This window comes from Gordonia sp. CPCC 205333 (assembly GCF_048537885.1).
Classification (GTDB): domain Bacteria; phylum Actinomycetota; class Actinomycetes; order Mycobacteriales; family Mycobacteriaceae; genus Gordonia.
Window position 1 is genome coordinate 352,099 of the sequence record NZ_JBCLVI010000003.1, and the last position, 14,437, is coordinate 366,535.

Annotated in this window: 14 protein-coding genes; 7 read left to right on the plus strand and 7 right to left on the minus strand. The window is 62.8% G+C overall.

Translation table 11 applies throughout. The annotated features are described in order from the left end of the window. Positions 1-7: 7 nt before the first annotated feature. Positions 8-556 carry a regulatory protein RecX gene (locus AAFP29_RS11855; protein ID WP_419217567.1) on the plus strand — a complete coding sequence of 183 codons (549 nt, stop codon included), beginning with the start codon at positions 8-10 and terminating at the stop codon, positions 554-556. A 68-nt stretch (positions 557-624) separates the two neighbouring features. Here the strand turns inward: AAFP29_RS11855 and AAFP29_RS11860 are convergent, their stop codons facing one another. From AAFP29_RS11860 to AAFP29_RS11875, 4 genes are read right to left on the minus strand one after another with little or no spacing between them, the layout of a single operon-like run. Further along, complete coding sequence (locus AAFP29_RS11860; RefSeq protein WP_419217568.1) at positions 625-1,512, minus strand: amino acid ABC transporter permease; 888 nt, start codon at positions 1,510-1,512, stop codon at positions 625-627. Next, positions 1,509-2,180 carry an amino acid ABC transporter permease gene (locus tag AAFP29_RS11865; protein ID WP_419217569.1) on the minus strand — a complete coding sequence of 224 codons (672 nt, stop codon included), beginning with the start codon at positions 2,178-2,180 and terminating at the stop codon, positions 1,509-1,511. The genes AAFP29_RS11860 and AAFP29_RS11865 overlap by 4 nt, the downstream gene beginning before the upstream one ends. 13 nt (positions 2,181-2,193) lie before the next feature. Then, a complete protein-coding gene (locus AAFP29_RS11870) occupies positions 2,194-3,222 on the minus strand; it encodes a glutamate ABC transporter substrate-binding protein (protein ID WP_419217570.1) in 1,029 nt (342 codons plus the stop codon). Then, positions 3,222-3,950 carry an amino acid ABC transporter ATP-binding protein gene (locus tag AAFP29_RS11875; protein WP_419218082.1) on the minus strand — a complete coding sequence of 243 codons (729 nt, stop codon included), beginning with the start codon at positions 3,948-3,950 and terminating at the stop codon, positions 3,222-3,224. The genes AAFP29_RS11870 and AAFP29_RS11875 overlap by 1 nt, the downstream gene beginning before the upstream one ends. Positions 3,951-4,162: 212 nt before the next feature. Here AAFP29_RS11875 and miaB point away from each other — a divergent pair, with 212 nt between their 5' ends. Then, positions 4,163-5,683, plus strand: coding sequence for a tRNA (N6-isopentenyl adenosine(37)-C2)-methylthiotransferase MiaB (miaB, locus tag AAFP29_RS11880; protein ID WP_419217571.1), 1,521 nt, complete (start codon positions 4,163-4,165; stop codon positions 5,681-5,683). Continuing rightward, positions 5,680-6,261 (plus strand): hypothetical protein, encoded by a 582-nt coding sequence (locus tag AAFP29_RS11885; protein ID WP_419217572.1) that lies wholly within the window; start codon positions 5,680-5,682, stop codon positions 6,259-6,261. Before miaB ends, AAFP29_RS11885 begins: the two co-directional genes overlap by 4 nt. A gap of 19 nt (positions 6,262-6,280) precedes the next feature. Here AAFP29_RS11885 and AAFP29_RS11890 read toward each other — a convergent pair whose 3' ends face one another. Beyond that, complete coding sequence (locus AAFP29_RS11890; protein WP_419217573.1) at positions 6,281-7,657, minus strand: DUF349 domain-containing protein; 1,377 nt, start codon at positions 7,655-7,657, stop codon at positions 6,281-6,283. 162 nt (positions 7,658-7,819) lie between these two features. Here AAFP29_RS11890 and AAFP29_RS11895 point away from each other — a divergent pair, with 162 nt between their 5' ends. The 4 genes from AAFP29_RS11895 to hflX all read left to right on the plus strand — a co-directional run bounded on the left by AAFP29_RS11895 (position 7,820) and on the right by hflX (position 11,945). Further along, a complete protein-coding gene (locus AAFP29_RS11895) occupies positions 7,820-8,560 on the plus strand; it encodes a hypothetical protein (protein ID WP_419217574.1) in 741 nt (246 codons plus the stop codon). Further along, on the plus strand, positions 8,557-9,486 hold the full coding sequence (miaA, locus tag AAFP29_RS11900; RefSeq protein WP_419217575.1) for a tRNA (adenosine(37)-N6)-dimethylallyltransferase MiaA: 930 nt from the start codon (positions 8,557-8,559) through the stop codon (positions 9,484-9,486). Before AAFP29_RS11895 ends, miaA begins: the two co-directional genes overlap by 4 nt. Before the next feature lie 10 nt (positions 9,487-9,496). Beyond that, a complete protein-coding gene (gene dapF, locus AAFP29_RS11905) occupies positions 9,497-10,405 on the plus strand; it encodes a diaminopimelate epimerase (RefSeq protein WP_419217576.1) in 909 nt (302 codons plus the stop codon). Positions 10,406-10,478: 73 nt separating this feature from the next. Continuing rightward, on the plus strand, positions 10,479-11,945 hold the full coding sequence (hflX, locus tag AAFP29_RS11910) for a GTPase HflX (protein WP_419217577.1): 1,467 nt from the start codon (positions 10,479-10,481) through the stop codon (positions 11,943-11,945). Between the two features lie 103 nt (positions 11,946-12,048). Here hflX and AAFP29_RS11915 read toward each other — a convergent pair whose 3' ends face one another. Both AAFP29_RS11915 and AAFP29_RS11920 read right to left on the minus strand, forming a co-directional pair. Further along, positions 12,049-12,309, minus strand: a complete 261-nt coding sequence (locus AAFP29_RS11915; protein WP_419217578.1) for an HPr family phosphocarrier protein — start codon at positions 12,307-12,309, stop codon at positions 12,049-12,051. Between the two features lie 49 nt (positions 12,310-12,358). After that, positions 12,359-14,422 (minus strand): PTS fructose transporter subunit IIABC, encoded by a 2,064-nt coding sequence (locus AAFP29_RS11920; RefSeq protein ID WP_419217579.1) that lies wholly within the window; start codon positions 14,420-14,422, stop codon positions 12,359-12,361. Positions 14,423-14,437: the final 15 nt, after the last annotated feature.

The following is a 14,437-nucleotide window of genomic DNA, read 5'->3' on the forward strand; positions in this document are numbered from 1 at the left end:
AGCAGCGATGACTCAGTCAGCGACGCCGCGTAGCCGCGCATCGGCCAACGGAGTCCCACCGGGAAAATCTCCGGGGGAGTCTAGAGCCAGTGCCTGGGACGCGGCGTTGCGTCTTCTCGGTGCACGCGCGCGCAGTCGGGATGAGATGCGAAAGCGATTGCTGCGTCGCGGGTTTGAGGACTCAGAGGTGGAGTCAGCGATGAGTCGACTCGATTCGGCCGGACTGCTCGACGACGTCGAGTTCGCCAGCGAGTGGGTACGCTCACGCCATGCCAACTCTGGCAAAGGGCGTATAGCGTTGCGCCACGAACTGGCGGCGAAGGGGATAGATAAGGCCGTCGCCGAAGATGCGCTGGCCGATGTCGATCCGGATGCCGAACGAGAGATCGCCGCGGGGCTGGTCGCCAAGAAGCTGACCCCATCGCAAATGGAACAGGCGCGGACCGATCGAGCTGGTCGTGAGAAGGTGTTCCGCCGGCTCGTTGGGATGCTGGTGCGGCGTGGCTATCCGCAGTCGATGTCTATAGATGTGGTGAACGACGCTTTGCGCAACTGAAGCCGACTCTGACTAAACGACGTGGCGCCGAGGAGAACCTCGGCGCCACGTCGTTTAGTTGAGTTGTGCTATTTCAGCCCGGGCAGCGGCTCGGTGGCACCCAGCTCGAGTTCTTCGGTAGTCGCAGTGTTGCCTCCCCGCCGACCACTGCGGACTCGGCCTTCGATATACGTCGCCAGCGACGATAATCCGAAGTTGATCACGATCATGACGATGGCCACGACGATCAGCACCGGGAGATAGTTGCCGTAGTACGACGCCGACTGCAAACTCGACCGAACTACCTCGATGTAGCCGATGATATAACCGAGGGCAGAGTCCTTCAGCGCGATCACCATCTGCGAGATCAGTGCCGGCAGCATCGCCGTGATCGCCTGGGGCAACAGAATGATCCGCATGGTTTGCGACTTCCGCAGGCCAAGTGACACAGCTGCTTCCGACTGACCTCGCGGAAGCGATTGAATACCCGACCGCAAAATCTCGGCGATGACTGAACCGTTGTACAGGGTCAATCCGGTGACCACCGCGGCGAAAGCCAACTGTGATGATGGGAAAATCGCATAGTCGGCGAATAGATAGTAGGCGAAGATCATCAGGATCAGCACCGGGATGGCGCGGAAGACCTCGGTGAACGCGCCGGAAATTAGGCGTACCCATCGGTGGTCCGACAGGCGGCCGATGCCGAGAACGGATCCGAGGATCATCGCCAAGATGATCGACACGATCGCGGCTTTCAGCGTTCCCCACAGACCAGGCAGAACATAGGTGGTCCACGTCGTTCCCTTGAGGAACGGACTCCACTTCTCGGAGTCAAGCTGTCCGTTGTCGGCGAGGACGATGATCACATAAGCCGCGATCGCGACCACTATCGCGACAAAGACCACGGCGATGATGTTGTTGCGTACCCGGGCTTTTGGGCCCGGCGCGTCGTAGAGGACTGTTGCTTCTGCGCTCATCGTTTCACCGCGAATCGTTTAGCCAGGTACCCGAAGATGAGGCCCTCGGTCAGGGTGATGATCATGAAGCCGATGGCGATGATCACGAACACCGCGATCACCTGGTCGGCGAAATTCTCGATCTCCTCCTTCATGAGCAGTGACGCCTCGGCGACACCGATCACGGAGGCGATCGTGGTGTTCTTGGTCAGTGCGATCAGCACGCTGCCCATCGGTCCGATCACCGTGCGCGCCGCCTGGGGCAGGACGATGATCCCGAAGACTTGCGGGAAGGACAGACCGAGCGAGCGGGCGGCTTCTGCCTGTCCGAGCGGGACGGTATTGAAACCCGACCGCAAGGTCTCGCAGACGAAAGTCGCGGTGTAGAGGATGAAGGCCAGAACAGCGATCCAGAAATTGTTGTTCTTTACCTGATTGCTGAACTGCAGACCAAGGTTCTGGTAGAGGCCGAAGGAGCAGAAGATCACGATCAGCGTGAGTGGGGTATTGCGGACGATGTTGATGTAAATCGTCGCGAAGCCCCGCATCACCGGTACCGGCGACACTCGCATGCCGGCGAGGATGGTGCCCCAGATGACGGCGCCGACCGCGGAGAAGAATGTCAGCTTGATCGTCATCCAGAACGCGGGCCACAGCTGTGGACCCATTTCGGACCAGAGTTCACTCATTGTGCTCGCCCCCTTATTTCGATCCGGCCGGACACGGCTTGCCCGGAGTCGGTTTGACGAAAGCCAGATCACCCGGGGTCGGCGTGAACTTATAGGTGGATCCGTCTCCGACCCGGTCGATCATCTTGTCAACAGTTGAGTTGCCGATATTGGTGCGCAACGCCTGCTGCCACGGGGAATCGGGCCCCTCTGGCCGCATCATCGCACGTAGTGCCTCATTGACGGCGTTGACCGCCTCAGTCGTACCTTTCGCCATGCCGATGCCGTAGCGCTCGGTGGAGAAGGGCGTGCCGGCTTTGATGTAGTTGTCGACCGTTTCGCCTTCGTATTCTTTCGACCCGCAATAGGCATTCGGATAGGTCATATCGACCAACTTGAATTCGCCTTCCCAGAATTTGGCATAGCCGGCCAGGATCACCTCATCCGTGGTGAGAGCGTCGACCTTGCCCCGTCGAAGACCTTCAACGCATGAGGAATAGGAGTCGTATTCCTGCAGCTGCACGCCGGGAAGCTGCTTCTTGACATTCTGGGCCGGGGTAGAGCCGGTCACCGAGCAGAGCTTTTTGCCATTCTCCAGGTCGGTCAGTGTTTTGATGGAGTCGTCGTCGGAGCGGACCAGCAGGCCTTGATAGTTGATGAGATACGGCCCGGCAAAATCGACCTTCTTCGATCGCGCCGCATTGATCGAATACGTCGCGGCGATCATGTCGACTTCACCGTTGTCGATCAATGTTTCGCGTTGCGCCGACGGTGTCTCGCGCCAGGTGATCTTGGGGTGCGGAACCTTTTGCTGGTCGGCGATGTAGTTGACCACGTACTCCGAGACTGCCGGATCGAATCCGGTCACCGTCTTGTCGGGATTGCGCTGACCGAGGCCTGGCTGATCATATTTGGTGCCGAGAATAACCGAGCCGCTACGGATGGAATCGATGAGGTTACGCGGTTCGGTGCTGCCACAACCCGACAGCAGCGCGCCGCCCAGAGCCATGATCACCAGACACGCGGCGACTGCGGTTGCGCGCGGCGACTTCCGTGTTCTCATCAGTGGTCCAGGATCTTGGACAGGAAGTCACGCGCGCGTTCCGACTTCGGCGCGGTGAAGAAACTCTCCGGATCGGTATCTTCGACTATCGCGCCGTCGGCCATGAAGATGATCCGATCGGCGGCCTTGCGGGCGAATCCCATTTCGTGGGTGACCACGAGCATGGTCATGCCTTCTTTAGCGAGTGACACCATGACGTCGAGTACTTCGTTGACCATCTCCGGGTCGAGTGCCGACGTCGGCTCGTCGAAGAGCATCACACTCGGTTCCATCGCCAACGACCGGGCGATGGCGACACGCTGTTGCTGTCCGCCCGACAACTGGGCCGGATACTTGTCCTTCTGGGTGGCGATGCCGACCCGTTCGAGAAGCTGATAGCCGCGCTTCTCCGCATCCGCCTTCGACTTTCGGCGAACTTTGATCGGCGCGAGAATGACATTCTGCAGAATCGTCTTGTGCGCGAACAGGTTAAAGGACTGAAAGACCATGCCTACGTCGGCGCGCAGCTTGGCCAGGTCACGTCCCTCCGACGGCAATTGTCGGCCGTCGATCGAGATGTCGCCGCTGTCAATGGGTTCCAGGCGATTGATGGTGCGGCAGAGCGTCGATTTGCCTGAGCCGGACGGTCCCAGGACTACAACGACTTGTCCCGCGGGGACTTCTAGGTTGATGTCCTTGAGTACGTGAAGTGATCCGAAGTGCTTCTGCACATTTCGCATCGAGATCATCGATTTCGGTGGGCCGTCGGCGGCCTTGACGGAGGTGTCATCGGTGGGCGAAGCGGTCATATCTGGTCACATTACTGCGCGGGGGGCTCAGCAACGCGCGCAACGCGGAGGTTGGCACCGCAATGTTTACATTCGTCGCCGACGTCGCCCCTGACGATGCCGGGGCGGTTGCCCCCGGAATCGATTTGGTTTGCTCACGTACCCTGGGATAAGTGAGTAGTCAGTTGTCCGCGCCGCGCCGCTATCAGGTGCGAACCTACGGGTGCCAGATGAATGTCCACGACTCCGAGCGGATCTCGGGGCTGTTGGAGGACGCGGGCTACGTGGCCGCCGGGGACGACGACGAACCAGATTTGGTGGTCTTCAACACGTGCGCCGTTCGAGAGAATGCGGACAACAAGCTCTATGGCAATCTGTCACATCTCGCTCCGCAGAAACACGACCGGCCCGACATGCAGATTGCGGTCGGCGGTTGCCTCGCGCAGAAGGACAAGGACACCGTCTTGTCGAAAGCGCCCTATGTCGACGTCGTGTTCGGTACGCACAATATCGGGTCGTTGCCGGCGTTGTTGGACCGCGCCCGGCATAACTCGCAGGCGCAGGTCGAGATTCTGGAGTCGCTGGAACAGTTCCCCTCGACGCTGCCGGCCAAACGAGACTCAGCGTATTCAGGATGGGTGTCGGTCTCGGTGGGCTGCAATAACACCTGTACCTTCTGCATCGTGCCGTCGCTACGCGGGAAAGAAGTTGATCGCCGTCCCGGCGATATCCTCGCCGAAGTTCAAGCCCTCGTCGATCAGGGCGTCAGTGAAGTGACATTGCTCGGGCAGAACGTGAACGCGTACGGTATGTCGTTCGCCGATCCCGAACTGGGCCGTGATCGCGGGGCATTTGCCGATTTGCTGCGTGCATGCGGCACGATCGACGGACTCGAGCGGGTGCGCTTCACGTCGCCCCATCCGGCGGAGTTCACCGACGACGTCATTGAGGCGATGGCGCAGACGCCGAATATCTGTCCACAGCTGCATATGCCGCTGCAGTCGGGGTCTGACCGTGTCCTGCGCGCGATGCGCCGCAGCTATCGCAAGACGAAGTTTCTCGGCATCATCGATCGGGTGCGCGCGGTGATGCCACATGCGGCGATCACCACCGATATCATCGTCGGATTCCCGGGGGAGACCGAAGAAGATTTCCAGCAGACCCTCGAAGTTGTTGCCGCCGCACGCTTTTCGAGTGCCTATACCTTCCAGTATTCGCAGCGGCCGGGGACTCCCGCCGCGACGATGGACGGCCAGGTACCACCGGAAGTGGTGAAGGATCGCTACCAGCGTCTGATCGCCTTGCAGGAGTCGGTATGTCTGGCCGAAAACACGACACTTGTTGGCACCGAAGTGGAACTTCTGGTCTCCGCGGCCGGCCGCAAGAGCGCGGAGAATGCGCGTCTCACCGGCCGCGCGCGGGACGGACGGTTGGTGCATTTTGCGGTCATCGACGATGTACCCGGACGGATCCGTCCGGGTGACTACGTCACAACGACGATTACCTCGGCCGCGCCGCACCACTTGATCGCCGACGGTGGCGTTCTTACTCATCGCCAGACGAGAGCCGGCGATTCCTACGAGGCGAAGACCACACCTACGACGGCGCCGGTCGGAGTGGGGCTCGGTATGCCGGGCATCGGAGCGCGCCCACCTGAGCCGGTGAGCGCATGTAGTAGCGGAGGCTGCCAATGAGCGACAAATCTGACTTTGCGGAGTTCCACGAAGACCTGGAAAAGGCTGAACGCAGGGTCGCCGGTGAATTCGATCCGGGCGCACGCGGAGTGGTGGTTGCCATCGGCGTACTCGCGGCAATCGCGTCGCTGGTGCTGATGCACGCCGGAAAGGCGAACGGGTTCGACGTGCTGACCTATTCGTCAGCAGCGCAGGCAGAGCGGATTGCGATCACCTCGCGGATATTCGTCTATTTCGTGGTGATCTTCGGCATCGGCTTCTCGACGCTCGCGCTGCTGACCCGACGTTGGGCCATCGCGTGGATCGCCTTGTGCGGCAATCTCATCGCTGTAGTCGCCGGACTGTTGTCCTGGTGGACGCGCAACACGCCCGGCGTCACCGGCGAGACTCCGCCGTCGGGCGTGGGTATCGGCCTGATCGTCGGGTGGATCGCGGTGATGGTCCTCAGTTTCCATTGGGCGCGGCTGGTCTGGGCTCGCAGTAGCTACCAGCTCGCGCTGGAGGCCGAACGTCGAGCAGAGGCAGCCGAACGCGAAGAAGCTGTGCGGGAACTGCAGCGGCGTCACAACACCAACTGATCTGCCCCAGCTTTTCGTCTCAGCTCTCGATGGCGCTTTGCGCCGTGTCAGCCCACTGGCGCCACTGTTCGGCCTGCTCACGTAACTTACGGGCGTCTGACGCTTTGCCGCGCTCCTCAGCTTTGCGCGCCTGATCCTCGAATTGGGCTGCCCGCTCGGCGAATTGGGCCGCGCGCGCCTGCGCCTCGGGGTCGGACTGTTGCCAGTGCGTCTGCTCGGCATCGCGGATTCGACGTTCGATTGCCCGCGCCCGGCCTTCCAGTGATTGCATCTGTTCACGCGGAACTTTCCCCAGTTCATCCCAGCGCGCCTGGAAACTGCGGAACTCGCGGCGAGCGGCCTCAAGGTTGGCGGCCGGATCGATTGAACGCTCGGCGGCATCGAGCAATTCACGTTTGGCGTCGGCATTCGCGGAAAACTCGGTATCTCGTTCCGCGGTCACCGCGTTGCGGGCGGCGAAAAACACATCCTGAGCCGCTTTGAACTGCTGCCAGAGCGCATCATCGGTATCCCGAGGCGCGCGACCGGCGGCTTTCCATTCAGTGAGGAGATCTCGGAACTTACCCGCGGTCGGACCCCAATCGGTCGACGACGACAGTTCCTGTGCGCGCTCGATCAATTCTTCCTTGCGAACCTTCGCGCCGGCCCGTTCGCGGTCGAGTTCGGCGAAATGTGCACCTCGACGTCGATTAAAGGCATCGCGTGCTTTGGCGTAGCGCTTCCACAGCACATCGTCGGTCTTACGGTCGATGCCTTTGACTGCCCGCCATTCATCGAGGATGGCCCGCAGCCGGTCGCCCGATGCCTTCCACTGGTTCGAGTCTGAACCGATCGCCTCGGCCTCGGTACAGAGTTCTTCCTTCTTCGCGATCGCCTCAGTTCGGGCCTGCTCGCGTTCGGCTTTCACCGACGCGGCGACATCGTCTGCCGTCTGGGTGATCGAGGCCAATCGTGCGGCAAGTGCGTCGACGTCGCCGACGACAGCGGCTTCGGGAAGCGTTTCGAGCAGGTGCGCGGCAGCGACCTGTGTCTTGCGCGGATCACCCGAGCGTGCGGCCAACCGCTCTTCGAGGATTTCGACCTCGGTGGCCAGATCGTCGAACCGACGGGCGAAGTGGGCGAGTCCTTGCTCGGCATCGCCGGCTTGCCATGAACCGACCTGCCGTTCACCGGATGCGGTGATCAGCCAGACGCCGCCGTCGTCGTCGACGCGGCCGAATTTATGGACGTCGCCGTGCGGGACCGGATGCGGCGCCGGATGGCTTACGGCCGAAGCGGCTGTGGGTTGCGGACCGGGTCGCGGGCCCGGCTTGGGGCCGGGTTTCGGTCGCGGCTTGGGTGCGGCGGACGGAGTGGCCGAGGTGTCTTCAGGGGTAGTTGCGTCCGAATCGGTCATTGGGTGTCCTCCGCTAGTGCCGCGCGCCACGGCTGCCGTCAACTGGTCTCATCCCCGCTACCCACGCGTGCGCGCGGCCGATAGGGATTGCTCCATTCAAACAGGTCAGCACGCCCGATGTGTGCGCTGGTGAGACATTGGTCGCCGGTTAGCCTGGTACCCGTGTTGAAATCTGTGGTGTTCGTACCAAGTGCGCCGGTGCTGCTGCCGGATCTCGCTGGGCCTGGTGCCGGTGAAGTCGACGACGTGCGTGCGGCGGCTATCGAAGCCCTGCGAGCGACGAATACGATGGCCGACGGGCATCGGCCGCGCTGGCTGGTATGTGGTGATTCTGTTGGAGCGCAGTCGGATTCAGCATTCGATGGCAGTGGGACCTTCCTTGGGTTCGGGGCGGATCGAGTGGTGACGCTATCGGCTAAGGCCGTTGCCGGCCCGGCGGATCCGGGCTGGCCGACGTCGATGTTGCTGGCCGGGTGGTATCGCGAACAAGCGGACCTGAACGCGCTCACGACGGTTGTGATCGACGCGGATGCAACTGTCGAACAGGTAGCCGACATCGGCGCGTCGCTCCGGACCGCGTTGTTCGACACGGGGGATCCGACGGCGCTGATGGTCGTCGGCGACGGCGCTACATCGTTGAGTACTCGTGCTCCCGGAGGTGGTGATGCCCCGCAGGCGCACGAACTTCAGGCACGAATCGATGCGGCGCTCGGTAGTGCCGACTATGCCGCGCTGGCGGATTTGTCGGCGACAGAGTGTGCGCGCTGGGGCGTCGGGGGCCGCGCGGTATGGCAGGCGGTCGGTGCGGCGGTGTCGGGGACCACAATGGCGGCACGGCTGCTTTACACCGGCTCGCCACTCGGTGTCGGATACACGGTGGCCACCTGGACGGCGTTGTCGTGAGCGGACCGATTCCGGTTGCCGTCGTCGGACCTACGGCGAGTGGCAAATCGGCACTCGCGCTCGACCTGGCTGAGCGACTCGATGGTGAAGTCGTGAATATCGACGCGATGCAGCAGTACCGCGGGATGGATATCGGCACCGCCAAACTGCCCATCGAGCAGCGGCGCGGCATCCCACATCATCAACTCGACGTCCTCGACGTCACCGAGACCGCCACGGTCGCCGGCTATCTGGCCGGTGCGGTTGCCGACATCGACACATTGCGCGATGCGGGTAAGACACCCATTATCGTCGGCGGCTCCATGATGTACATCCAAGCCTTGCTTGATGATTGGCAGTTGCCCGCGACTGAGCCGGTGGTCCGCGCCAAGTATGAGGGACAACTCGAGCGACTCGGCGTTGCGGCACTGCACCAAGAGTTGGCGCGGGTCGATCCGGCCGCGGCGGCATCGATCCTCGACACGGACGGGCGACGTATCGTACGGGCGCTGGAAGTCGTCGAGATTACCGGCGAACCGTTCGCGGCGTCAGCGCCGGTTATCGGCGAACCACGTTGGGGGACAAAGATTGTCGCGGTTGATCGCGATACCGAGCATCTCGATGAGCGTATCCGGCTGCGTACCGAGCTGATGTTCGACGGCGGGTTGGTCAGCGAGGTGCGCCTATTGGAAGGGCAGGGTCTCCGCGACGGTCAGACGGCGCGGCGGGCGATCGGATACGCACAGGTGCTCGCGGCATTCGACGGCGAGTACGACCTGGCCGAAGCCGCCGAGCGCACGTTTATCGGCACGCGGCGTTATGTGCGGCGACAACGCTCGTGGTTTCGCCGGGATCATCGCATCACCTGGCTCGACGGTGCGTCGGACGAGTTGGCGGAGCAGGCATTGCGCGTCGTCGTCGGCGATACCGGCACTCGCGGCCGGTAACCTGAATGATGTGACTCTAACGCTGCCCGACGCGGGTTCGGTCTCCCAGTTCTTTAAAGGGCACGGCACCCAGAACGACTTCGTACTGCTCTACGACCCGGCCGCGACAGTTGACTTGACGGTGGACGCGGTCGCGGCACTGTGCGACCGACAGCGCGGGATCGGAGCTGACGGCCTACTGCGCGTCGCCAGGGCCGGTGAACTGGTGGCTCGCGGCGTATTGGACGCACACCCCGACGACGTCGCACCCGAAGACTGGTTCATGGATTACCGAAACGCGGACGGATCGATCGCGGAGATGTGTGGCAACGGGGTGCGGGTGTTCGCGCACTTCTGCCGCGCCGCAGGCCTGGTCGATTTCGATGTGTTCACCGTGGGCTCCCGGGCGGGCGGGCGGGTGGTGACAGTCCACTCGTTCGACGATTCGCAGGCCGAGGTCAGCGTCGAGATGGGACCAGCGCGCGTCGGCGAGCAGTCGTCGGCGCTGATCGACGGGATCGAATACACCGGAGTGGTGGTCGACGTTGGTAACCCACACCTCGCGGCGGTCGTCGACGGTTTGACGGTGGACGACCTCGCCGGACTCGATTTCAGTCGGGGTGCCGACATCGACACCGTCGTATTTCCGCACGGCGCCAACGTCGAAGTGTTGACTCCGCCGGTCGCCGAGGGAGAGATATTCAGCGCGGCGATGCGGGTCATCGAACGCGGCGTCGGCGAGACCCGCAGTTGCGGCACCGGGCTGGTCGCGGCCGGTGCCGCCGCATTGCGTTCGATCGGCCAGATGACCGGCGAACTAAGACTGACAGTTCCGGGCGGCCAGGTGACGGTGCATATCGCCGACGCTGGTGCAACGTTGCGCGGCCCGTCGCGGCTGGTCGCGCGGGGGACCCTGATCGACGGTTGGGAACGCGGGTAGACGAGCATCGGCGCTGGGCCGGGCGAATATTGAGATGCCCCGAAGTCGGTGAACGTGCCATCATGGATGGCATATGACTGACACGGACATCTCAACACCCATTGTCGATACTCGCTCCGCGAGTGTTCCGACCACCGGCGATCTACAACTCGACGATCGCGCCTCGCTGCAACGCGTCGCCGGACTCTCCACTGAACTCACCGACGTCACCGAGGTCGAATACCGGCAGCTACGACTGGAGAAAGTCGTGCTGGTCGGAGTATGGACCCACGGCACACAGGCGCAGGCCAATGCGGCGATGGCCGAACTCGCGGCGCTCGCCGAGACTGCCGGTTCACAAGTGCTCGACGCTCTGATTCAGCGTCGCTCCAAGCCGGACTCGGCGACCTACATCGGTTCGGGTAAGGCCGGTGAACTGCGTGAGGTTGTGCTGGCAACCGAAGCCGACACGGTGATTTGCGACGGTGAATTGACGCCCGCACAGCTCACCGCGCTGGAGAAGGTCGTGAAGGTGAAGGTGATCGACCGGACCGCGCTGATCCTCGACATCTTCGCCCAGCACGCCACCTCGCGCGAAGGCAAGGCGCAAGTATCGCTGGCACAAATGGAATACATGTTGCCGCGCTTGCGCGGCTGGGGTGAATCGATGTCCCGGCAGGCCGGCGGTCGAGCGGGAAGCAACGGCGGCGTTGGTCTGCGCGGGCCCGGTGAGACAAAGATCGAAACCGATCGGCGTCGTATCCGCGAACGAATGGCCAAGATGCGCCGCGAGATTCGGTTGATGAAGACTGCGCGAGTTGTAAAACGTGCTGCACGACAACGTAATTCGGTTCCAGCCCTGACCGTCGTCGGATACACCAACGCGGGAAAGTCGTCGTTGGTTAACGCAATGACCGGATCCGGCGTGCTAGTGCAGGACGCGCTATTCGCCACCCTCGACCCGACGACGCGACGAGCCAAACTCGACGACGGACGGATCGTCGTATTCACCGACACCGTCGGATTTGTGCGCCACCTGCCGACGCAGCTGGTCGAGGCATTCCGGTCGACACTGGAGGAAGCTGCCGAAGCCGACCTGCTGCTGCACATCGTCGACGGTGCCGACGAGTATCCGCTGGAGCAGATCAGCGCCGTCCGGCAGGTGCTCAAAGAGATTGTCAGCGAGTCGTCGGCGCAGCCGAACACAGGGGCTGAGGGTGCTTCATTGCCGCCGGAATTGTTGGTGGTCAACAAGGTCGACGCGATGACCGAACTGCAGATCACGCAGCTGCGCGCGGCCCTGCCCGACGCCGTATTCGTCTCCGCGAAGACCGGTGCCGGTATTGCGGAGCTATTCGACCGGGTCCGGTCGGCACTGGGCCGAAACGACGTGGAACTGTTTGTGTCCGTGCCGTTTTCGCGTGGCGACCTGGTGTCGAGGATTCACGCGGAAGGCGAAGTCTTCTCCGCCGACCACGACTCGGGCGGTACCCGGATGAGGGTTCGGGTACCCGCGGCGTTGGCCGGGGAACTACGCGAATTGGTGGTCGTCGCACCGTAGCCCGACGGCGTCGGGCCTAGGCTCAAACCTGACAGCTGGGCCACTTGGAGGGGGATTCTGCCTACGGTGCGACCCAGCCGACAGTGTTCAAGTCGAGCGAGTATTACTCGGCGTCCAGATCCGCGGCTACCAATTCGGCGATCTTCGCAACGGCAGCGTCATCGTCGGCGGTGACGGTTACTTGCGTGCCCTTCTCCGCGCCGAGAGTCATGATGAGCAACGCGGAGCCGGCATCTACCGGATCCTCACCGTCGACGGCGAGGGTTACATTGGCATCGGCTTCGGCGGCGGCCTCGGCGATGATGCTGGCTGGGCGGGCGTGCAGGCCGACGGCGGATCCGACGGTAACGGTTGTCGATGGCATTGGGTTCTCCTTTGGTGTTTTGGTGAAATCGGGTGTAGTTCTTGCGCGGTCAGGAAATCGCTGCCTCCAGTTGCGCTTCTTCGTTCGGATGCCGCGTCGCGCGGAGTTGTTTGGCAGTGACCACCGCGGTGCAGGCGACGACCATTCCGATTGCCAGGGCGGCAAGGAAAGCAAGGGCGTTATTCATCGCGAAGAAGACGAATACACCGCCATGCGGTGCGCGCAGTTCCACGCCGAAGGCCATGATCAGGGCTCCGGTAGTTGCGCCGCCGATCATCATCGACGGGATCACCCGAAGTGGGTCGACGGCAGCGAACGGGATGGCTCCCTCCGAGATGAACGAAGCGCCGAGTAACCACGCGGCCTTGCCGTTCGCCCGCTCGGGCTCAGTGAACAGCGACGGGCGCACAGCGGTGGCGAGTGCGAGTGCCAGCGGCGGAACCATGCCGGCAGCCATGACGGCTGCCATGATCTCCAACTGCGCGGTGCCGCCGATCGCGAGGCCAGTCGTCGCAAAGAGGTAGGCCGCCTTGTTGACTGGCCCGCCCAGGTCGAAGCACATCATCAGGCCAAGCACGATGCCCAGGACAATCTTGGAGCTGCCCGACATCGAGTTGAGGCCGTCGGTCATGGCCGTGGTTACCCAGGCCAGCGGTTTGCCGAGCAACATGAACATGAATCCGCCGACGATCATCGAGGCGAAGAGCGGAATGATGACGACGGGCTGTAGCCCACGCGCCCACTGCGGCAACGGAATTCGAGACAATCCGAGTGCCACGACGCCAGCTAGCAGGCCACCGATCAAACCGCCGATGAAGCTGGCACCGACCGCGATCGATACCAGGCCAGCGACGAAACCGGGTGCGATTCCTGGACGGTCGGCGATGGCGAAGGCGATATATCCCGACAGCACCGGGACCAGCATGCCCATTGCCAGCGATCCTACGGCGAAGGCTACCGCTCCGAGGTAGGTCATGATGCCCCCGGACGGCAAATCCCACAGGCTGTTGTGCAGGGCGATGAACGCGCCGTCGGACAGGGTTTGCGTCTGGTCGAGGGTCTTGTTGGCGATTTCGTAGCCAGCCAGCAGGAAGCCCAGCGCGATGAGCAGACCGCCCGCCGCGACGAACGGAATCATATAGCTGACGCCGGTCATCAGCGCCTGCTTGAGTTGACCGCCGTAGCCGACGGTTGCCGCTGCCGATTCGGCTGTATCGGCGGCGTCGCCGCCGACGGTCGCCGCATTCGGATTCTTCGCTGCCGCAATGGCTTCGGTGATCATTGTGTCGGGTTGGTTGATGGCCCGCTTGACGCCGGATGCGATAACCGGCTTACCGGCGAACCGCTCGCGTCCCTTGACGCCGACGTCGGTGGCGAAGATGACGGCGTCGGCGTCGGCGATGGTCTGCGGTGTCATGGGCGTGGTCGCCGACGACCCCTGGGTCTCAACGGTGAAGTCGATGTCGGCGCGTTCGGCGGCGTATTTGAGGGCGTCGGCGGCCATGTAGGTATGCGCGATGCCGGTAGGGCAGGCCGTGATCGCGACGATTCGCGGGCGGGGCGCCGCACTTGTGGTGGGCGCTGATGTCGAGACTGCAGCCGGTGCCGCCGGTTGTGATGGTTTAGCTTTGGCCTTCGGTGTGACGGCTTGACTGACGAGCTCGACGACACTGGCTGCGTCGGGAGCCTCACGCAGCGCGGCGACGAACTCGGGTCGAACAAGTGCTCGGGCCAACGAACTGAGCAACTTCATATGCTCACTGCCACCTTCTGGTGCAGCGATCAGGAACACGATGTCCGCGTCGCCGTCGGGGCCACCGAAATCTACTTTGTTCGATAGCCTCGCCATCGCCAGGCTGGCGGTCGTGACCGATGCCGAACGGGCGTGCGGGATTGCGATTGCGCCGGGGAGGCCGGTAGCCGACTTAGCTTCCCGTGCCATTGCGGCGGCGACGAGTTCGTCGACGTCAGTGGTGCGGCCCTGAGCACCTAGAAGGCCGGCGAGGCGGCTGATGACGGCGCCGTTGGTAGCACCGGCGTCGACGTCGAGGAGTACGGCTTCGGAGGTGATGATCTGCGGTGCCGAGGCTCCGGTCGGAATGTCAGTGCTCATGGCTAGTCTCTTCTG